This is a genomic window from Brevundimonas sp. UBA6550 (assembly GCF_002434505.1).
In the GTDB taxonomy this organism is placed as follows: Bacteria; Pseudomonadota; Alphaproteobacteria; order Caulobacterales; family Caulobacteraceae; genus Brevundimonas.
Genome location: NZ_DJKE01000004.1, coordinates 40,041 through 58,653 on the forward strand (window position 1 = coordinate 40,041; position 18,613 = coordinate 58,653).

Consider the following 18,613-nt stretch of genomic DNA (forward strand, 5'->3'; position numbering starts at 1 on the left):
CCATATTCTCGCCATGGAGTGGGCAGCACGCGCGATCGGGGTGTTTTACGTCTTGGGCGGGCTGATGCTTCTGTATCAGGCCTGGCTCAACTGGCGGCTCCAGCAGGCCCTGTCGGGTCTGGTGTCGACATCTTTCAGCGATCAGTTGGCGGACGGCGTGATCGCGCTCGCTGGGCTGCTGGTTCTGGCCTCGGGCCTGGCCCTGACGGCGCTCAGCGCCTGGGCGGTCATCGCCTTCCTGGCGGGCTGGACGATCCAGGCCGGCTATCTTCTGTGGGCCAACCGCTCAAATCTGGACGATCCCCCCGCTGCGGGGCGCAGACGCACGGTCCACGCCTTCGCGGGCTACACGGCCGCCACGGCGCTTGTCCTCGTACTGCCCCTGACCGGCGTCCTGGCCTGAGGCGTCAGCCGAACTCGGCTTCCAGATCGGCCAGTCGCGCGGCCTGATCCTCGGCGATCAGGGCGTTCAGCAGTGGGTCGATGTCGCCTTCCAGAATCTGCGGCAGGCTGTGCAGGGTCAGGCCGATCCGGTGGTCGGTCACCCGCCCCTGCGGGAAGTTGTAGGTGCGGATGCGTTCCGAACGATCCCCCGATCCCACCTGCGACTTGCGCGAATCCGCCCGCGCCAGATCCTTGGCCTGCCGCTGCATGTCGTACAGGCGCACCCGCAGGTTCCTCATCGCCTTGTCGCGATTCACGTGCTGGGATTTCTCGGAACTGGTGGCCACGATCCCGGTCGGAATGTGGGTGATGCGCACCGCCGAATCCGTCTTGTTGACGTGCTGCCCGCCGGAGCCTGAGGCGCGGAAGGTGTCGATGCGGATGTCCTTGTCCAGGATTTCGATCTCGACGTCCTCGACCTCGGGCAGGACGGCGACCGTGGCTGCCGAGGTGTGGATGCGACCCCCGGCTTCGGTGGTCGGCACCCGTTGCACGCGGTGGACGCCGCTTTCGAACTTCAGTCGGCCGAACACGCCCTCGCCGGTGACGGTGGCGATGATTTCCTTGTAGCCGCCCGCATCGCCCTCGGTCGCGGAATCCAGCTCGATCCGCCAGCCGCGCGTGGAGGCGTAGCGCGAATACATCCGAAACAGGTCGCCGGCGAACAGGGCCGCCTCGTCGCCGCCGGTGCCGGCGCGCACTTCCAGCACGGCCGAGGCGTTCTCGTCGGCGTCGCGCGGCGCCAGCAGCAGGGCGACCTCGCGCTCCAGCCCCGGCAGGGCGTCGTTCAGAAGCTGCAGCTCGTCCTGGGCCATCGCCGCCATTTCGGGGTCGGCCGTCATGGCCTCCAGATCCGCCATCTCGGCGCGGGCGCGGGCCAGGCCCTGAACCGCGTCGGCCACCGGCTTCAGCTCGGCGTGCTCCTTGGACAGGCGCACGATCTCGGCCCCGTCGGTCGCGGCGCCCATGCGGGCCTCGACCTCGTGGAAACGGTCGAGCACCTGATCGAGACGGGCCTGGGGCAGACGCAAAAGACGGTATCCTGGAAGCGGGCGACAGGGGGCCTGTCCTTACCCGCCGGGCGCGGTCGTGTCGATTGCAAGCCGCCTCCGCCGCAGAGCGCCCGTCGATGAGGCGTTCGTGATCGGCGATAACGGCGCGGTCACGATGGCGTCAGGCGCGGTTACCAAACCCGCCTCGGCCGTTTAGCTGGTTCGAAGGCAAGGCTGTAAGGAGGACTTCTCATGTTCGATCGCCCGCCCGTAACCGAACCCGATCACGCCCGCGCCCAAACCGATCCGGTGGCCGACAGCGTGGAGCGGCTGTGCCGGCTGTACGACACGCGGCTGGCCGACACCGGCGGCGACCTGTCGCCCGAGGACGCGAGGGAGCTGAAGGCCATGGCCGCCATCTACGATCTGGAAACCGACCGGCCCTCGGCCGAGGTCTGGCGCGATCTTCGGGCCGTGGTGACGCGACAGGCGCCGGCCGCGTCGGAGACCGCGGCGCCGCGCGCGGCCGCCGAGGCCCTGACGCTTCTGGTGGTCGAGGACGATGCGGACGCCGCCGCCAGCCTGACGGAAATGCTGACCGAGGCCGGGCACAGCGTCGTCGGTCCCTTCCACAGCGCCGCCGCCGCCGAGGCCGCCGCCGCGCTGCACGCCATCGACGCGGCCCTGTTGGACATCAATCTGTCGGGCGAGATGACCGGCGTCGAACTGGCCGAGGTCCTGACCTCGCGCTGGGACGTTCGGGTCATCTTCATCTCCGGCGATGTCACCGCCGCCGCGCGCCACGCCGATCTGGCCGAGGCCCTGGTGCTGAAACCCTACAACGGCGCCCAGATTCTGGAGGCCGTCGCCCGTCTGGGGCGGACCGGGTGACGACGACCTTGCGCCCGTCGCGGCGGCGCGCGATCACAGGCCATGCTTTCGAACCGATCCCGCTATGCGTTGCGCGCCATGGTCCATCTGGCGGGCCTGCCGGGCGGCGGGCCGGCGACCATCGCCGAGATCGCAGAGGCGTCGGCGGCCCCGCGCAAGTTTCTGGAGGCCATTCTCCTGAATCTGCGCCGACATCATCTTTTGGTGTCCCGGCGTGGTCGGTCGGGCGGTTACGCCCTGGCGGCGCCGGCCGACGCCATCAGTTTCGCCGACGTGATCCGCGCCTTGGAAGGACCGCTGGCGCTGACGCCCTGCGCCTCGCGCACCGCCTACGGCGCGTGCGAGACCTGTCCCGATGTCGAGACCTGTCCGCTGCAGCCCGTGCTGCGCGACGGCCGCGACGCCCTGGCGGCGGTGTTCGAGGCGCGAACGCTCCTGCAAGCGGCCGCCAATTCTTCTCCTATTGACCCGCTAGGGAAATAGACCGCACCGTTCGCGCGTCTTTGGGGCCGCCATGCAAGATTTCCTTCTCTTCCTCGCCGTCGGATTCCTGGCCCAGATCGTCGATGGCGCCCTGGGCATGGCCTATGGGGTGATCTCCTCGACCGTGCTGCTGTCGTTCGGCGTGCCGCCAGCGACGGCCTCGGCCAGCGTCCACGCCGCGGAGGTCTTCACCACCGCCGCCTCCGCCGGGTCGCACACGGTCAACAAGAACGTGAACTGGAAGCTCTTCGTGCCCCTGGCCTTGGGCGGGGTCGTCGGCGGCGGGATCGGGGCTTTCGTCCTGACCAGCATCGACGGCGACGTGATGCGGCCCTTCATCACCGCCTATCTGGCCGTCATGGGGCTGGTGATCATCTGGCGCGCCACCCGTCAGACGCGCGAGCGGATATTCCCGAGAAAATTCGCCGCGCCCCTGGGCCTGTTCGGCGGCTTCTTCGACGCCATCGGCGGCGGCGGGTGGGGGCCGACGGTCACCACCACCCTGGTCGGCACGGGCCAGGACCCGCGCGCCTCCATCGGCACGACCAATACGGCCGAGTTTTTCGTCACCTCCGCCATTTCGGCCACCTTCCTGGTCGCCCTGCTGACCGGCCATTGGCAGGAGGCCGAGGGCATCTCCAGCCACGCCATGGCCGTGCTGGGTCTGGTGGCCGGGGGCCTGATCGCCGCGCCCCTGGCCGGCGTCATCGCCCGCATCGCCCCCCGCCGCGTCCTGACCTACGGCGTCGGCACGGTGGTCCTGCTCTCGGCCGGCTATCAGGCGCTTCGCCTGTTCAAGGTGATCTGAAACGAGAAACGGCGCCGGGTCGAAAACCCGGCGCCGTCGCTTTGGTGCTGGCGACCGCGTCAGTGAGCGCGGGCGCGGAACCGCGTCAGGAACGCCTTGATGTTTTCGCGAATGGACGCCTCGTTGGCCATACGCAGCCGTTCGGTCGCCATCAACGACTGCCCCATGCTCGCCGTGCCGGTCGCCGCGACCGTCTCGTCGAAAACGGTTTGGCTGTCGCGGGTGACGGTGTAGCGAACGCGGCTCGTCACCGTCAGGTCGAAGCCAGCCAGCGGCTGCTTCAGATCGATCAGCGAGGCCGAAACCCGCATCGGTTGGCCTTCCGTTCCCATATAGCCGGCAGCGGTCAGAGAGGCTTCGAGCGCCGTCTTGAAGTCCGCGTTCGACACCTGCGAGGTCCACAAGGGGTTGGTGCCCTGGCCTCCCGAAACCGCCACGCTGGTCACCGAGCGATAGCCGACATCGCCGCGCGCAGCCGTCAGTCCGGCCGTTGCGGGCAGGGTCATGTTCGCCGGATTGGACGGCGTTGCGCAGGCCGCCACGCCCATCACGGCCGCGACCAGTCCGGTCGCCGCAAGACGCCGCATCATTTGTCGGCGCCCGCAGGCGTCGGAGCCGGAGCCGCCGCCCGCGCCGCCGCTTCTTCCGCCGGGGTGCGCAGAACCACCATCAGCGGGTTGGGCTTCAGGTCGTTCAGCGCGCCAGACGAGGCGTCGACGGCCCCGCCGATGATCCCGCCGACCAGGACGTTGCCGGCCAGGGCCGCGCCGCCGGCGCCGGACATGCTGCTGGTGATCTCATGGGTCTGCGAGACATAGCCTTCCTTCGACACGGTGATGTTGAAGGCGTCCTTGCGCGACATGCGGAAGGTGCAGGGCGTGGACACGCACTCGAAGCCGTTGGAGGTGGTCGCCTGCGCGCCGGGCGGCGTGCTCTCGACGGTGAACTCCTGCGTCGTGCCGCGCGTCATGGTCGCGCACGCAGGCAGAGAAAGCGCCACGCCGACCAGCGTGAACGCACGCGCGCCAAGGCGCGCGACAGTCTTGGAAATCATTGAAGTCCCCGATGAAACAGGGCCCGCCTCCCCCGGCGGACCTATAGCCTAGGTTGCACTTTCACTATCGAGCGTCAATCACGGAACGGTGAAGGTTGAGCGCTGACTTGCGGCGAGATGACGCAGGTCTATTCCGCCGCCTGAAGCTCCGACAAACGCGCCGCATCCAGCTCGGCCGCCTTCTCCTCGACCAGGGCGACGATGTGGTCGATCATGCCGTCGTTGGCCTGTTTGTGGGCGATCTTGCCGTTCAGATAGATCATGCCCGCGCCCTTGCCGCCGCCGGTGAAGCCGACGTCGGTGTAGAGGGCCTCGCCCGGTCCGTTCACGACGCAGCCGATCACAGACAGGCTCATCGGCGTCGAGATATGGGCCAGCTTCTCCTCCAGCACCGCCACCGTCTCGATGACGTTGAAACCCTGGCGCGCGCAGGACGGGCAGGCGATGATGTTGACGCCGCGGTGGCGCAGGCCCAGCGACTTCAGGATGTCGAAGCCGACCTTGATCTCCTCCACCGGATCGGCGGCCAACGACACGCGGATGGTATCGCCGATCCCGGCCCACAGCATGGACCCCATGCCGATGGCCGACTTGATCGTGCCGGTGCGCAAGGGCCCTGCCTCGGTCACGCCTAGATGCAGGGGGCAGTCGATGGCCTCGGCCAGCTGCTGATAGGCGGCGACGGTCAGGAAGGGGTCGGACGCCTTCACCGAAATCTTGAACTCGTGGAAGTCGTTGTCCTGCAGGATGCGGGCGTGGTTCAGCGCGCTTTCGACCATGGCGTCGGGGCAGGGCTCGCCGTACTTCTCCAGAAGTTCCTTCTCCAGCGAGCCCGCGTTGACGCCGATCCGCATGGAGCAGCCGTTGTCGCGGGCGGCCTGGATGACGTCGCGCACCCTGTCGGGACTGCCGATATTGCCGGGATTGATCCGCAGGCAGGCGGCGCCGGCCTCGGCCGCCTCGATGCCGCGCTTGTAGTGGAAATGGATGTCGGCGACCAAGGGGACCTTGGCTTCGCGCGCGATGGTCCTGAAGGCCTGGGTGGATTCCACATCGGGGCAGGAGACGCGCACGATGTCGGCCCCGGCCTCTTCCAGTTGGCGGATCTGGTCGATGGTCGCGCCGGCGTCCGAGGTCGGCGTATTGGTCATGGACTGGACGCTGATGGGCGCGTCGCCGCCGACCAGCACAGAGCCGACGCGGATCTGGCGGCTCTTGCGACGCTCGATGTGGCGCCAGGGACGGATGTGAGAATGGTCGCTCATCGTGTGCTCATATAGGCCGATGATGACGGCGGGACCACGGCGAACCGATCAGTTCGGCGCCGTCGGGACGGTCGGGGATGCGGCGGGTGCTGTGGTCGGCGGCGAAGGCGGCGCGGCCGCACCGGGCTGGCCGCCGGCCTGGGCGCGGGCTTGGGCCGCCTGGGCGTGCGTCTGGGCCTGGGCCTGAGCGCGCGCCTGGACCGCCGCCAGGGCTCTGGCCGCCTGGTCGGCGCGGCTGTTCAACTGGGCCAGCGGCGTCAGAACCCCGGCCAGCGGCCCGCCGTATTCCCCGTTCAGATAGACGTCGAAGGCCGCCGGATCGGACACGTCCACGGTGGCGGCGACGCCGGTCGGGGCGCGCCAGGCCTCGCCCGGCGCCATCTGGCGCGCGAACAGAGCCTGTCCGTCGCCCAGCCGCACGACCAGGGCGCCGGCGGTGCGGGCCTGGATCACCACCATCGAGGCGTTGGCCGGCGCCCCATAGACGGCGCCGCGTGGATTGAAGGCCTTCTGCACCGGGGCGGCGTTGGCGGCGGCGGCGGCCAGGGCGGCGGGATCGGCGGGATCGACGCCGGTCAGCTCGGCCTCCAGGCCGCGGGTGATATAGGGCGCCGGCGTGGTCTGGTCGGGCGGGGCCGCCATCGGCGCGCTGAGGGCGAAGCGGGGATCGGTGGTGTCGCCGTTGGCCCAGGTCTTGGGCGCGACCGCGATGTCGGACGGGTGGGCGGTCTGGCGCAGGCTGATGCGCTGAAACACGTTCCAGCCGATCACGGCGATGGCCACCACGGCGATCCCGGCGACGATGCGCGGCGAATGGCGGCGCACGTCCTCGAACGCGATGCCGATGGGCGCCTTCAGCGGCACGGAGGTGTCCGGGCTTTCGCGCTTGAACCGCTCGACCGCCAGCTGTTCGTCCAGCGCCAGGGCCGAGGCGTAGGCGCGCACATAGCCCAGGGCGAACACGCGCGAGGGCAGGGACGACCAGTCCCCCTGCTCCAAGGCGGTCAGGAAGCGACGATGCACCTTGGTCTCGGCGGCCAGTTCGGCCAGCGACTTGCCCGAGCGTTCGCGGGCGTGGCGCAGACCCTCGCCGAAGGTGGCGGCGTCGGCGAAGGCGGCGGTGGGGTCCGCCGCGTCAGCATGGGTCTTCAACGCATCGGGGGCGATCCCCGCATTCGACGCCATCAGGCCTGAACCCCCGTCCGGGAAGGACCGCTTTCGAGCGGTCGTGCAACAGCCGCCGAGATAGACGATTGCGCCATCGCCAGCAACGCCGCCGATGCGGCCCAGGCCGTGTTCAGACCGCCACGTTCAGCTTGCGCGCCAGGGATTCGATCTCGTTCCTGACCGAGCCGGTGGACAGGTTCAGAAGATTGCTCATGCCGCGCCGCGCCGCCGTCAGGTCGGCCGACAGGATCATCCGCTTGACCGGCCCCACTCCGCCGGCCGGGGCCGACAGACGGGTGAAGCCCAGGGTGATCAGGGCGAAGGCCTCCAGCGGCCGCCCGGCCAGTTCGCCGCAGATCGAGACCGGCGTGCCGGTGTCGGCGCACGCCTTCTGAATGGTCTGCAGCGCGCGCAGGGTCGGCGGCGACAGGGGGTCGTAACGGTCCGACACCAGCGGATTGGTCCGGTCGGCGGCGTACATATATTGGAACAGGTCGTTGGTCCCGATGGAGACGAAATCCGTCAGCGGCAGCAGGGCGTCCAGGTGCCACAGCAGCGACGGGCATTCGACCATGGCCCCGACGCGCAGCAGGGCCGGCAGCGCCCGCCCCCGACGCCGCGCCCAGGCGCATTCGATATCCACCAGTTCGCGCGCGGCCCGGAACTCGTCCACCGTGGCGATCATCGGGAACATGACGCGCAGTTCGCGCCCGGCGCCGGCCGCCAGAAGCGCGCGCAGCTGCATCCGCAGCAGGGACGGTCGGTCCAGGCCCAGGCGGATGGCGCGCCGCCCCAGGGCGGGGTTCTCTTCCCGCTCGGCCTCCAGATAGGGCAGCACCTTGTCGCCGCCGATGTCCAGGGTGCGGAAGGTGACGGGCCGGTCGCCAGCCGCGTCCAGCACCAGCTTGTACAGCGCCGTCTGGGCGTCCAGCCGGGGCAGTTCATCCGACACCATGAACTGGAACTCGGTTCGGAACAGGCCGATGCCCTCGGCGCCCGTTTCGTTTAGGTTCTCCAGGTCCACCGCCAGGCCGGCGTTGGTCAGAAGGCTGATGCGCTGGCCGTCCAGGGTGACGGCGGGGGTGTCGCGCAGCTGGGCGAACTCGGCCTGGCGCTGCTGGCGCACGGCCATGCGCGACTGCACCGCCTCCAGCATGTCGGGGCGCGGGCGCAGATAGGTCTCGCCGGTCTCGCCGTCGGCGATGACCATGTCGCCTTCGGACAGCCGGTCGCGCAGGCCCATCAGGCGCCCGACGCAGGGGATCTGCAGCGCGCGGGCCACGATGGCGGCGTGGCTGGCGGCCGAGCCTTCCTCCAGCAACAGCCCCTTCAGCTTGTCGCGCGGATATTCCAGCAGGTCGGCGGGCCCCAGGTTGCGCGCCACCAGAATGGCGTCGTCGGGCAGCTCCCGCTCGCCCGGCTTGTCGCCCGCCAGCACCCGCAGCAGCCGGTTGGCCAGATCCTCGAAATCGTGCAGGCGCTCGCGGATATAGGGGTCGCGCGCCTGGGCGAAGCGGGCGCGGTGTTCGTTCCTGACCCGGTCCACCGCCGCCTCGGCGGTCAGGCCGTTGCGCACGGCCTCTTCCAGCGACCGGTTCCAGCCCCGGTCGTCGGCGAACATCCGATAGGTCTCCAGCACCTCGAACGAGGGACCGGCCAGGCCCTGGCCCTTGTCCAGCATGACGTCCAGTCCGGTCTTGAGCGTGGCCAGGGCCAGCTTCAGCCGCGCCTCCTCCATCGCCGGATCGTCGGACAGCAGGCGCTCGGGGGCCAGCGGCGCCTCGTGCAGCACCACATGGCCGAAGGCCAGGCCGTCGGCGAACTTCTGGCCCTTCAGCCGCTCGGGCCGATGGGGCGCCAGCTCCACGTCGCGCAGTTCGTCCTGGGCCAGCAGTTCGCCCGACGCCACCGTTTCGGACAGGACCATGGCGATGGTCTGGATGTCCTCGACCTCTTCCTCGTCATAGCGCCGCTCGGTGCGGTTCTGGACGACCAGGACGCCGATGGCCCGTCCGCCGCGCAGCAGGGGGGCGCCCAGGAAGGCGTGATAGGGGTCTTCGCCGGTCTCCGGGCGGTAGGAGAAGGCGGGGTGCGACGGCGCGTCCGACAGGCTGATCGGCTGGGCCATGCGCGCCACTTCGCCTACCAGGCCCTCGCCGGGGCGCAGACGGGTGGTGTGCACGGCCTCGGGGTTCAGGCCCTCGGTGGCGAACAGCTCCAACTCGCCCGAGGCGCGGCGCAGATAGATGGAGCAGACCTCGGCGACCATCGAGCGGGCGATGATGCGAACGACCATGTTCAGCCGGTCCTGCGCCGGCGTGGCGCCCGCGCCGGCCCCGCCCAGAGCCTCGCGGATCTGGCGCAGGAGGATCCGAGGTCCCCTGGTCATCGCGCCGCCTGCCGGCATCATGTCTCCCGCGCCCTTTGGTCTGATGTAGGCGCTTTCTTCAGATCACCTATAGCGCGTCCAGGCCGTAGGCCGAATGCAGGGCGCGCACGGCCAGTTCGGCGTAGGCGGCGTCGATCAGGACGCTGATCTTGATTTCCGAGGTCGAGATGGCCTGGAACTTGACCCCCTTGTCGGCCAGGGCCTTGAACATGGTCTGGGCCACGCCCGCATGGCTTCTCATGCCTACGCCCACGACCGACACCTTGGCCACGTCCTCGTCGACGCGGATTTCCTCGAAGGCCAGGTCGCCCTGGGCCGCCTTCATGATGTCGGCGGCGCGCACGGCGTCGCGGCGGCCGGTGGTGAAGGTCAGGTTGACCGTATTGGCTGTGCGGGCCTGGCTCTGGACGATCATGTCCACGTTCACATTGGCCTCGGCCAGGCGGGTGAAGACGTCGGCGGGGGCGTCGACCCGATCCGACAGTCCAAGCAGGGTGATGCGGGCCTCGTCGCGGCTCATGGTCACGCCGGACACGATGCGTTTTTCCACGATCTCCTCCTCGTCGCAGATCAGGGTGCCGGCCTCGTGGGGCAGGGCGCCGTTTTCGTCAGGTTCGATAAAGCTGGACAGCACGCGCACCGGCACCTGTTTGGCCATGGCGAGCTCGACCGAGCGGGTTTGAAGCACCTTGGCCCCCAGGGAGGCCATCTCCAGCATCTCCTCGAAGGAGACGCGGTTCAGCCGGCGGGCGCGGCTCTCGATGCGCGGGTCGGTCGTATAGACGCCGTCCACGTCGGTATAGATGTCGCACGGGCATTCCAGCGCCGCCGCCACCGCCACCGCCGAGGTGTCCGAGCCGCCGCGGCCCAGGGTGGTGATCTTGCCGTCGGTCGTCACGCCCTGGAAGCCGGGGATGACGGCGATCTCGCCCGCATCCACGGCGGCGCCCAGCTTTTCGCCGGGAATGTCGATGATGCGGGCGCGGGCGTGGGCGTCGTCGGTGACGATCGGCACCTGCCAGCCCATCCAGGAGCGGGCGTTCAGCCCCATGTTGCGCAGGGTCATGGCCAGAAGGCCCGACGTCACCTGCTCGCCCGAGGCGACCACCACGTCATATTCGTCGTCCGACATCGGCAGCCCCGCGCCGGCCGGGCCGGCCCCGTCGGTCCAGGCGACCAGTTCGTTGGTCTTGCCCGCCATGGCCGAGACGACGACGGCCACCTTCTTGCCGGTCGCGGCCTCTGCGGCGACAATGCGCGCCGCACGACGAATGCGTTCGAGGTCGCCCATGGAGGTGCCGCCGAACTTCATCACCAGTCGTGTCGTATCGGGCCGCGTCATCGTGGCGTTCCGCCCCCTGCTTGCGTGAAAGGCCGCAAAGGTTCATCCCTCGCGTCATGACCGCTTCTAACGGCGCCGCCTCGCCTCGCCTACCCCGTTCGGGGCAGGGTTTTTCGCAAAATTCGTCCGAAGGCGCGTTCGGCGCATCGATCGACCCCGCCGACGTGGCCCGCTTCTCGGCCCAGGCGGCGGAATGGTGGGATGCGAAGGGGCCGTTCGCGCCGCTGCATCGGTTCAATCCGGCCCGGCTGAAGCTGATCCGCGAACAGCTGTGCGCCCGGCTGGGCCGCGACGCCGGCGCGATCCGCCCGTTCGAGGGGCTGACCCTGCTGGACGTGGGCTGCGGCGGCGGCCTGATCGCCGAACCGATGCGGAGGATGGGTTTCGACGTCTCGGCCATCGACGCCTCCAGCGAGAACATCGGCACCGCCCGCGCCCACGCCGACATGGTCGGGCTGGACATCGCCTATCGCGCCGCCACGGTCGAACAGATCGAGGCCGAGGGCGCAGGCCCCTTCGACGTCGTGCTGACCATGGAGGTGATCGAACACGTCGCCGACCCGGAAAGCTTCGTGCGCGCCTGTTCGCGCCTGGTCCGGCCGGGCGGGGTCATGATGGTCGCCACCCTGAACCGCACGCTGAAGTCTCTGGCCCTGGGCAAGGTGGCGGCCGAATACATCCTGCGCTGGGTGCCGGCCGGGACGCACGACTGGCGCCAGTTCCTGAAGCCCGACGAGATCCGCGCCATGCTGGCCGCCGAGCCGGTGACGGTCGAAGGCCCCTATGGCCTGAACTACGACCCGCTGAACGACCGCTGGAGCCAGTCGGACGAAGCAAGCATCAACTATATGATGGTCGTGACCCCAGCCGCATGACCGGCGTGGTTCTGACCGGCGGGCCGGGGTCGGGCAAGACCACCTTGCTGGAGGCCTTGGCGCAGGCGGGATATGCGGTCGAACCCGAGGCCGGACGCGCCATCATCCGCCAGGAACAGGACAGGGGCGGCGACGCCCTGCCGTGGCGGGATCGCGCCCTGTTCGCCCGAAAGATGCTCGATCACGACATCGCCGCCCATGGTCGCAGCCGGACAGGCGGCAGGCTGACCTTTCATGATCGCGGCGTGCCGGATGTGGTCGGCTATTTGACGCTGTGCGACCTGCCGATCCCGGAGGACATGGATAGGGCGGCCCGCACGCTGCGCTATCATCGCAAGGTCTTCATCGCCCCGCCCTGGGCCGAAATCTTCGGCCAGGATGCGGAACGTCGGCAGGATTTCGATGAGGCGAAACGCACCTTCGCCGCCATGGCCGCCGTCTATCCACGCTACGGATACGACCTCGTGGAATTGCCGAAGGCGACCCTCGTCGAGCGGGTCGCCTTCGTTCTGGATCAGCTTGACGCGGACCTGACCTAAACCTTCTCGGCCCGGCTGCGGGTCCAGGCGTAGAGGCCGAACACCGCAACGGCGAAGCCGACGACGCCCGCCAACATGGCCGGCCAGGCCGAACCGGCCGGCAGCATGGCGAAGGGCGCGTCGTCCCGGGTGGCCACGATGACGCCGGCGGTGAAGACGCCGAACAGGCTTTCGCCCACGATCAGGCCCGACGCCAGCAGCACGCCCATCCGACGCGCCACGTCGGCGTAGCGCGTGCTGGAGACGGCCTTGTCGTAGATCCAGCCGCAGACCGCGCCGATCACCAGCATGGTGGTGACGGCGGCGGGCAGATAGAAGCCGATGCCGACGGCCAGCGGCGGTAGCTTGACCTTGCCGTTCGTGGCCTTGGAGACCACGGCGTCCAGTACGATGATGACCGCGCCGATCACCGCGCCCAGGCCGATCAGGTCCCAGCGCAGGTCGCCGCCGATGACGCCGCGCGCCAGGGCCGAGATCAGGGTGGCCTGGGGCGCCGCCAGGGTCTTGGCGCCTTCCACGATGGCGGGCGGGCCGCCTTCGAAGCCGAAGGCCTGGTTCAGCAGGTTCAGGATGAAGGGGATCACCAGGGCCCCGGCGGCGACGCCGACGATCAGCGCCACCTGCTGGCGCCACGGCGTGGCTTCGACCAACTGGCCGGTCTTCAGGTCCTGAAGGTTGTCGTTGGCGATGACGGCGACGGCGAAGACCACCGCCGTCACGATCAGGGCGAAGGCGATGATCGACGGATCGGCCGGCACGCCGGCGATGGCCATGACGCCCAGCATCAGCAAGGACGCGATCACCACGGCCAGGATGCCGACGCCCGAGACCGGGCTGTTGGACGAGCCGATCAGACCGGCCATGTAGCCGCAGATGGCCGCCACGGCGAAGCCGATCAGCACCACATAGACCAGGCCGCCGATCACCAGCAGCGGGGTCGAGGAGGCCAGCGCCGGGGCGCTCTGGGCGAACCAGGCCAGGAGGCCGGCGATGCCGACCAGGCAGGCGACCGAAACCGCGCCGACCAGCTTGATCGGCAGGTCCTGTTCGGTCCGGTCCAGCACTTCGCCGTGCGAGCGGCGGGCGTTGGCGGCCAGCGCCGAGGTCAGGCCGCCGATCAGCGGGCCTGCCAGCTTGATCAGGGTCCAGATCGCCGCCACGCCGATGACGCCGGCGCCCATGAAGCGGACCTCGCGCGCCCAGACGGTGGTCGCCAGCTCCTCGGCCGGGACGCCGGCGGGCAGGGTGGACGCGATGGAGGGGATGCCGTGCGCCGTCAGCCAGGCGATGGTGTCCGGGCTGGTCAGGATCGGCACGGCGATGGCCCAGGCCAGCACCAGACCGAACAGCTGCGCCAGACCCACGGTCAGACCGATCAGGTGGCCGGCGCCGAGAAGGGCGAACTGCATGCCGAAGCCCATGCCGGTCGCGCCGCCGCCCAACGCGGCGGGCAGCTTGAAGAACTTGGCCGCCTCGCCGGCGAACACCCGGCCGGCCACCAGCAGGGCGTAACCGGCCGAGACCACGGCCCCGGCGACCACGACCCACAGGCCGGACTTGTTCTCGCGCACCGCGCTCTCGGTCTGTTCGGCCCCGCGCGAGCCGACCTTCAGCACCTCGGCGGCCGCGACGCCTTCGGGGTAGGGCAGGCCGCCGTTCACGACCAGCGCCCGGCGCAGCGGGATGGAGAAGGTGACGCCCAGCACGCCGCCAAGGATGCAGATGGCGACCGACTGCCAGAACGGAAACTCCAGCCACCAGCCGATCATCACCAGCCCCGGCAGGACGAAGATGATCGAACTCATGGCCCCGCCGACCGAGGCCACGGTCTGGACGGTCATGTTCTCCCAGATGGTCGAGGTGCGGAAGGCCCGCAGCACCGCCATGGAGATCACCGCCGCCGGAATGGCGGAGGCGAAGGTCAGGCCGACCAGCAGGCCCAGATAGGTGTTGGCGGCGGTGAACACCACCGCCAGCAGGCAGCCCAGCACCAGGGCGCGGAGCGTCAGTTCAAGCCGGCCCTTCGGGGCGGCGGAGGCGTCTGTCATCGAAGGGTTCCCACGTTCGGCGGGACCGTAAGCGCATTATGTCGCAGGCGGCAACAGGGCGCACGACGGCGCGATGCGAAACCCGACCTCAGGCCGGCAGGGCCTGGATGCTCCACACCCGCCTTCGATCCAGGCTGCGCGCGGCGAAGGTCATGCGGTGCAGCGCCAGGATGACCATGGCCGTCAGCCCCCAGGACAGAAGAATGTCCGAAAGGAAATGACCGCCGAAGACCAGGCGGTTCATCGACAGGGCGACGGCGTAGGCGAGCGTCACGGGGACGGCGATCGGCCGCCACCGCGCCGGCGTCAGAACCAGGATGGCGGCGACCATCCAGGCCGCCCCGGCGCCTTCGCCCGAGACGAAGGAGCAGTTGGCGCGGCAGGCGTCGCTGAACATCCAGACGGGGGTGAAGACGGCCTGGCCGCCGAAGGCTTCGATCTGGATCGGGCGGGCGCGGCCCCACAGATCCTTGAACACCAGATTGATCGTCAGGCCCGGCCCCATCGCCAGGGCCGAGACGACGAACAGCGCGCGTCGGGCGGCGTCGCCCCAGGGCCTGCCCCGGCCCCAGGTCCAGAGCATCCGCCCCAGGGCGCCCAGCAGCATCAGGCCGATGACCAGGGTCGAACTTCTGCGCAGCGCCTTCAGCACCGGGTCGCCGCCCAGAAAGAAGCCCGCCTCGGGCCGATAGAACAGGCGGCTGACCGCGATGTCGACGCCCGGAAACAGCAGGAAGCCGACGCTGAGCGCCAGCACCGCCGTCGCGGCCAAGATGGCGCCTTCGTCCGGGCCCAGACGCCAGCGGCGCGCACCGTTTCGCACCAGTGGCGCGCGGGCGCGGGGCGGCGCGTGGACCGGACGGGCCAGGGCGGTGTCGGACATGGTTCCCCCGAACGCAATATCCCCCGATTGCCCCAGAGACGTGTCGCCGCGATGTGAAATCGGTGGCGACGAAACGGCCTTATGGTGAAGCTTTGTTGACGGCGTTGACAGCGCCGCTTGGCCTGGGCCTGCGGAGCGATTAGGACCACGGCCATGCCTGAACTTCCCGAGGTCGAAACCGTCCGACGCGGCCTGACGCCGGTGCTGGAGGGCGCGCGTCTGTCGCGCGTCAGGATCAACCGGCCGGACCTGCGCTTTCCCTTTCCCGAGCGGTTCGTGGAGCGGCTGGAGGGCGCGACGGTGCTGCGGATCGACCGGCGGGCCAAATATCTGATGATGCCCCTGTCCACCGGCGAGACCTGGATCACGCACCTGGGCATGACCGGCCGCTTCACCCTGGACGGGACGCAGTTGGGCGAGTTCGAGGAGGCGGCGCCCATCGCCGGCAAGCACGAGCATTTCAGCGGTTGCGCCATCCGCGATGGGGCGGCGACCCGCATCGGCTACGCCGACGCGCGCCGGTTCGGCTTCATGGGGCTGATCGCGACCGACCAGATCGAAACCCACCCCTGGTTCTTGGGCCTGGGGCCTGAGCCCCTAGGCAACGGCTTTTCCGGGGCCCATCTGGTGGAGGCCTTCGCGGGCAAGAAACAGAACATCAAGGTCAGTCTGCTGGACCAGCGGATCGTCGCGGGCCTGGGCAATATCTATGTGTGCGAGGCCCTGTACCGCGCCCGCATCTCGCCCCTGGTCGCTGCCGGATCGGTGTCGAAGGCGCGGCTGGAACGACTGGCGAGCGAGGTCCGCAACGTCCTGAACGACGCCATCGCGGCGGGCGGCTCCACCTTGCGCGACTTCGCCAACGCCGAGGGCGGCCAGGGCTATTTCCAGCACCGGTTCGACGTCTATGGCCGCGAGGGCGAGCCGTGTCGGGGCGAGGGCTGCACCGGCGTCGTCGCCCGCATCGTCCAAGGCGGCCGCTCCACCTTCTACTGCCCCAGCTGTCAGAAAAAATAGGCCCGACCCATGCGCAAGATTCACCTCTGGATCAGTCTGGTGGTCGGCGTCCTGGTCTGGGGCGCCTATTTCGTCCACTTCGTCCAAGGCTTGCGGGCCGGCGACCTGAGCGGCCTGATCTGGTGGTTCGCGGCGGCCTTGGTCGTCGCCGCCGTCGCGGAGGCGGCCGCCACGGGCCTGATCGCGCGTCTGTTGCGCCGTCGCGCCCGCGTGCTGGACGACGGGCCGACGCTTCAGGCGGCGTTGAAGGCCGGTCATGTCGCCCTGATGCTGCTGGTCGGCCTGGTCCTGATCTCGGCCCTGACCCTGGCCCTGTCTTCCGTATTCGGCTGGACGCTGGACCTGTCGGGCGCGCGGGGTCAGGTGATCGCCGCCAATCTTCTGCTGGCCATGGTCGTCGTCGTCGAACTGGCGCGCGCCGCCCTGACCCTGGCCCTGATGCCCCGACGCTGATTCTAACTCTTTCGTCATTCCGGGCGAAGCGCAGCGGAGACCCGGAACCCAGCGTCGCGCGCGAGCGCGAACCTGTCGCGGACACCGGGCTTGCCGCCCTAACGGCGCTTGCGGCTGAATCATTTCGCCTTCGGCGCCGCTGGGTTCCGGGGCTTCGGGCCAAGCGGCCCTTCGCCCGGAATGACGAAAGAGGCGGTCTCCGCTATGACCTGACAAACGAAGGAGACCGACCATGGCCGACGCCTATTCCAACCTGCTGATCGAACGCCACGCCGACGGCTATGCGGTGGTGACCCTGAACCGGCCGGAGGCGCTGAACGCCTTGAACTCGGCCCTGTTCAAGGACCTCGCCGACTTCCTCGACGGCGTCGAGCATGACGACGGCGTGCGCTGCCTGATCCTGACCGGCTCGGGCGAAAAGGCCTTCGCCGCCGGCGCCGACATCAAGGAGATGGCGGATCAGACCTATGCCCAGATGTACACGGGCAACTATTTCGCCCTCGGCCACGACCGCATCACCCGGTTCAGAAAGCCGATCATCGCGGCGGTCAACGGCTTCGCCCTGGGGGGCGGCTGCGAACTGGCCATGTTGTGCGACTTCATCGTGGCCTCGGACAAGGCGAAGTTCGGCCAGCCCGAGATCAATCTCGGCGTCGCGCCCGGCATTGGCGGCTCCCAGCGCCTGACCCGTCTGGTGGGCAAGTCCAAGGCCATGGACATGGTCCTGACGGCCCGCATGATGGACGCGGCCGAAGCGGAACGCGCCGGTCTGGCCTCGCGCGTCTTCCCGCAAGAGACCCTGCTGGAAGAGACCCGCAAGATCGCGGCCCGGATCGCCGCGCAAAGCCCGCTGGCGGTCATGGCCAACAAGGAGATGGTCAACGCCGCGCTGGAAACCACCCTGACCCAGGGCGTCCAGTTCGAACGCCGCCTGTTCCACTCCCTGTTCGCCTTCGAGGATCAGAAGGAGGGGATGTCCGCCTTCGTCGAAAAGCGCAAACCCGAGTTCAAGGGGCGCTAGGCCGTCAACCGATCGCCGTGATCGGGCGTTAGGCGGGAATGATGAGCCGTCTGTTCGCCGCCTTCGCCGCCTGTCTGTTCCTGTTCGCCCCCGTCGTCGTCCAGGCTCAGCCGCAGACGGCGCCGCCCGCGCCGGCCTTCGTCTCCGACCGGATCATCGTGGAGACGCGCGGGTCGGGGCCGGACGTGGTCTTCATTCCAGGACTGGGATCGACGGGCGCGGCCTGGCGGTCGACGGCGGATCGGTTGGACGATCGCTACCGGGTGCATCTGGTCACGCTGCGCGGCTTCGGCGGCACGGACATCCAGGGCAACGCCAGCGGCGGCCTGGCCGGCCCTGCCGCCGCCGAGATCGAACGCTACATCCGTCAGCAGGGGCTGGTGCGTCCGGCCCTGATCGGTCACTCGCTGGGCGGCCAGATCGCCCTGCGCGTCGCCGCCGGCATGGGCGACGGCGTCAGCCGGGTGATGGTGGTCGATTCCTCGCCCTTCTTCCCGTCCCTGGTCGATTCGCGCGCCACCTCGGCCCAGGTCGAGCCGCTGGCCCGGCTGGGCTATCAGGCCCTGCTGCTGTTCGGCGACAAGGCCCTGAATAGCCAGGCGGCGACGCTGGGCGTGGACATGGGCCTGGCCGGGGACATGGTGTTCCAGGGGCTGGGGCTTCAGGGCGGAGATCGCCGCGTCCTGGCCCAGGGACTGTACGAAGCCCTGACCGTGGATCTGCGGCCGCGCCTGTCGCAGATCACGGCGCCGGTGACGGTGGTCTATGGCTGGACCCGCGATCCCGAGAACCCGCGCAACCGGCTGGAGGGCCTATACCGCTACGGCTTCCAGGGTTTGCGCCAGCCGCCCCGGTTCGAGCGGATCGAGGGTGCGGGCCACCAGGTCATGATCGAACAGCCGGGGCCGTTCCTGGCGGCGGTACGGCGCTTCCTGGCCTGAT

Annotated in this window: 19 protein-coding genes; 10 read left to right on the plus strand and 9 right to left on the minus strand. The window is 69.3% G+C overall.

Going from position 1 to position 18,613, the window contains the following annotated elements; translation table 11 throughout:
* The first annotated feature begins 64 nt into the window (after window positions 1–64).
* Window positions 65–403, plus strand: a complete 339-nt coding sequence (locus B3Z70_RS03215) for a hypothetical protein (protein WP_292022630.1) — start codon at window positions 65–67, stop codon at window positions 401–403.
* Between the two features lie 4 nt (window positions 404–407).
* Here B3Z70_RS03215 and prfA read toward each other — a convergent pair whose 3' ends face one another.
* On the minus strand, window positions 408–1,475 hold the full coding sequence (gene prfA, locus B3Z70_RS03220) for a peptide chain release factor 1 (RefSeq protein ID WP_292022632.1): 1,068 nt from the start codon (window positions 1,473–1,475) through the stop codon (window positions 408–410).
* Window positions 1,476–1,688: 213 nt separating this feature from the next.
* Here prfA and B3Z70_RS03225 point away from each other — a divergent pair, with 213 nt between their 5' ends.
* From B3Z70_RS03225 to B3Z70_RS03235, 3 genes are read left to right on the plus strand one after another with little or no spacing between them, the layout of a single operon-like run.
* Window positions 1,689–2,327, plus strand: coding sequence for a response regulator (locus B3Z70_RS03225; RefSeq protein ID WP_292044657.1), 639 nt, complete (start codon window positions 1,689–1,691; stop codon window positions 2,325–2,327).
* Window positions 2,328–2,369: 42 nt separating this feature from the next.
* Window positions 2,370–2,810, plus strand: coding sequence for an RrF2 family transcriptional regulator (locus B3Z70_RS03230; RefSeq protein ID WP_292044659.1), 441 nt, complete (start codon window positions 2,370–2,372; stop codon window positions 2,808–2,810).
* A gap of 31 nt (window positions 2,811–2,841) precedes the next feature.
* A complete protein-coding gene (locus tag B3Z70_RS03235) occupies window positions 2,842–3,618 on the plus strand; it encodes a sulfite exporter TauE/SafE family protein (protein WP_292024423.1) in 777 nt (258 codons plus the stop codon).
* Window positions 3,619–3,677: 59 nt separating this feature from the next.
* Here the strand turns inward: B3Z70_RS03235 and B3Z70_RS03240 are convergent, their stop codons facing one another.
* The 6 genes from B3Z70_RS03240 to B3Z70_RS03265 all read right to left on the minus strand — a co-directional run bounded on the left by B3Z70_RS03240 (window position 3,678) and on the right by B3Z70_RS03265 (window position 10,835).
* Entirely contained in the window at window positions 3,678–4,208 is a 531-nt protein-coding gene (locus tag B3Z70_RS03240) for a hypothetical protein (protein WP_292024421.1), read from the minus strand.
* Window positions 4,205–4,672 (minus strand): PEGA domain-containing protein, encoded by a 468-nt coding sequence (locus B3Z70_RS03245; protein WP_292024419.1) that lies wholly within the window; start codon window positions 4,670–4,672, stop codon window positions 4,205–4,207. The genes B3Z70_RS03240 and B3Z70_RS03245 overlap by 4 nt, the downstream gene beginning before the upstream one ends.
* Window positions 4,673–4,800: 128 nt before the next feature.
* Complete coding sequence (ispG, locus tag B3Z70_RS03250) at window positions 4,801–5,937, minus strand: flavodoxin-dependent (E)-4-hydroxy-3-methylbut-2-enyl-diphosphate synthase (RefSeq protein ID WP_292044661.1); 1,137 nt, start codon at window positions 5,935–5,937, stop codon at window positions 4,801–4,803.
* A gap of 48 nt (window positions 5,938–5,985) precedes the next feature.
* On the minus strand, window positions 5,986–7,122 hold the full coding sequence (locus tag B3Z70_RS03255; protein WP_292044662.1) for a helix-turn-helix domain-containing protein: 1,137 nt from the start codon (window positions 7,120–7,122) through the stop codon (window positions 5,986–5,988).
* A gap of 112 nt (window positions 7,123–7,234) precedes the next feature.
* On the minus strand, window positions 7,235–9,493 hold the full coding sequence (ptsP, locus tag B3Z70_RS03260) for a phosphoenolpyruvate--protein phosphotransferase (RefSeq protein ID WP_409410546.1): 2,259 nt from the start codon (window positions 9,491–9,493) through the stop codon (window positions 7,235–7,237).
* A gap of 67 nt (window positions 9,494–9,560) precedes the next feature.
* Window positions 9,561–10,835 (minus strand): aspartate kinase, encoded by a 1,275-nt coding sequence (locus B3Z70_RS03265; RefSeq protein WP_292024603.1) that lies wholly within the window; start codon window positions 10,833–10,835, stop codon window positions 9,561–9,563.
* A 56-nt stretch (window positions 10,836–10,891) separates the two neighbouring features.
* Between B3Z70_RS03265 and ubiG the strand changes: the two genes are divergently transcribed.
* Window positions 10,892–11,710 carry a bifunctional 2-polyprenyl-6-hydroxyphenol methylase/3-demethylubiquinol 3-O-methyltransferase UbiG gene (gene ubiG, locus B3Z70_RS03270; RefSeq protein WP_292024600.1) on the plus strand — a complete coding sequence of 273 codons (819 nt, stop codon included), beginning with the start codon at window positions 10,892–10,894 and terminating at the stop codon, window positions 11,708–11,710.
* Window positions 11,707–12,249: an AAA family ATPase gene (locus B3Z70_RS03275; RefSeq protein WP_292024598.1), complete on the plus strand. Its 543-nt coding sequence runs from the start codon at window positions 11,707–11,709 to the stop codon at window positions 12,247–12,249. Before ubiG ends, B3Z70_RS03275 begins: the two co-directional genes overlap by 4 nt.
* Here the strand turns inward: B3Z70_RS03275 and B3Z70_RS03280 are convergent.
* Window positions 12,246–14,297 carry an OPT family oligopeptide transporter gene (locus B3Z70_RS03280; protein WP_292024596.1) on the minus strand — a complete coding sequence of 684 codons (2,052 nt, stop codon included), beginning with the start codon at window positions 14,295–14,297 and terminating at the stop codon, window positions 12,246–12,248. The two genes, B3Z70_RS03275 and B3Z70_RS03280, sit on opposite strands and share 4 nt — an antisense overlap.
* An 88-nt stretch (window positions 14,298–14,385) precedes the next feature.
* Window positions 14,386–15,180 carry a phosphatase PAP2 family protein gene (locus B3Z70_RS03285; protein WP_292024594.1) on the minus strand — a complete coding sequence of 265 codons (795 nt, stop codon included), beginning with the start codon at window positions 15,178–15,180 and terminating at the stop codon, window positions 14,386–14,388.
* A gap of 153 nt (window positions 15,181–15,333) precedes the next feature.
* On the opposite strand from B3Z70_RS03285, the gene mutM reads away from it, so the two are divergent.
* From mutM to B3Z70_RS03305, 4 genes are all read left to right on the plus strand, one after another.
* Window positions 15,334–16,197, plus strand: coding sequence for a bifunctional DNA-formamidopyrimidine glycosylase/DNA-(apurinic or apyrimidinic site) lyase (gene mutM / locus B3Z70_RS03290; RefSeq protein ID WP_292024592.1), 864 nt, complete (start codon window positions 15,334–15,336; stop codon window positions 16,195–16,197).
* Window positions 16,198–16,206: 9 nt separating this feature from the next.
* Window positions 16,207–16,650, plus strand: coding sequence for a hypothetical protein (locus B3Z70_RS03295; RefSeq protein WP_292024590.1), 444 nt, complete (start codon window positions 16,207–16,209; stop codon window positions 16,648–16,650).
* Window positions 16,651–16,882: 232 nt separating this feature from the next.
* Window positions 16,883–17,671, plus strand: coding sequence for an enoyl-CoA hydratase-related protein (locus tag B3Z70_RS03300; RefSeq protein WP_292024588.1), 789 nt, complete (start codon window positions 16,883–16,885; stop codon window positions 17,669–17,671).
* 41 nt (window positions 17,672–17,712) lie between these two features.
* A complete protein-coding gene (locus tag B3Z70_RS03305) occupies window positions 17,713–18,612 on the plus strand; it encodes an alpha/beta fold hydrolase (protein WP_292044665.1) in 900 nt (299 codons plus the stop codon).
* Window position 18,613 lies beyond the last annotated feature (1 nt).

Coding starts and splice junctions, on each gene's coding strand:
- B3Z70_RS03305 (WP_292044665.1), top strand. CDS start 17,713: ATGAGCCGTCTGTTCGCCGCCTTCGCCGCCTGTCTGTTCCTGTTCGCC.
- B3Z70_RS03215 (WP_292022630.1), top strand. CDS start 65: ATGCTTCTGTATCAGGCCTGGCTCAACTGGCGGCTCCAGCAGGCCCTG.
- ispG (WP_292044661.1), bottom strand. CDS start 5,937: ATGAGCGACCATTCTCACATCCGTCCCTGGCGCCACATCGAGCGTCGC.
- mutM (WP_292024592.1), top strand. CDS start 15,334: ATGCCTGAACTTCCCGAGGTCGAAACCGTCCGACGCGGCCTGACGCCG.
- ptsP (WP_409410546.1), bottom strand. CDS start 9,493: ATGACCAGGGGACCTCGGATCCTCCTGCGCCAGATCCGCGAGGCTCTG.
- B3Z70_RS03225 (WP_292044657.1), top strand. CDS start 1,689: ATGTTCGATCGCCCGCCCGTAACCGAACCCGATCACGCCCGCGCCCAA.
- B3Z70_RS03300 (WP_292024588.1), top strand. CDS start 16,883: ATGGCCGACGCCTATTCCAACCTGCTGATCGAACGCCACGCCGACGGC.
- B3Z70_RS03265 (WP_292024603.1), bottom strand. CDS start 10,835: ATGACGCGGCCCGATACGACACGACTGGTGATGAAGTTCGGCGGCACC.
- B3Z70_RS03245 (WP_292024419.1), bottom strand. CDS start 4,672: ATGATTTCCAAGACTGTCGCGCGCCTTGGCGCGCGTGCGTTCACGCTG.
- ubiG (WP_292024600.1), top strand. CDS start 10,892: ATGACCGCTTCTAACGGCGCCGCCTCGCCTCGCCTACCCCGTTCGGGG.
- B3Z70_RS03285 (WP_292024594.1), bottom strand. CDS start 15,180: ATGTCCGACACCGCCCTGGCCCGTCCGGTCCACGCGCCGCCCCGCGCC.
- B3Z70_RS03275 (WP_292024598.1), top strand. CDS start 11,707: ATGACCGGCGTGGTTCTGACCGGCGGGCCGGGGTCGGGCAAGACCACC.
- B3Z70_RS03280 (WP_292024596.1), bottom strand. CDS start 14,297: ATGACAGACGCCTCCGCCGCCCCGAAGGGCCGGCTTGAACTGACGCTC.
- B3Z70_RS03240 (WP_292024421.1), bottom strand. CDS start 4,208: ATGATGCGGCGTCTTGCGGCGACCGGACTGGTCGCGGCCGTGATGGGC.
- B3Z70_RS03230 (WP_292044659.1), top strand. CDS start 2,370: ATGCTTTCGAACCGATCCCGCTATGCGTTGCGCGCCATGGTCCATCTG.
- B3Z70_RS03235 (WP_292024423.1), top strand. CDS start 2,842: ATGCAAGATTTCCTTCTCTTCCTCGCCGTCGGATTCCTGGCCCAGATC.
- B3Z70_RS03295 (WP_292024590.1), top strand. CDS start 16,207: ATGCGCAAGATTCACCTCTGGATCAGTCTGGTGGTCGGCGTCCTGGTC.
- B3Z70_RS03255 (WP_292044662.1), bottom strand. CDS start 7,122: ATGGCGTCGAATGCGGGGATCGCCCCCGATGCGTTGAAGACCCATGCT.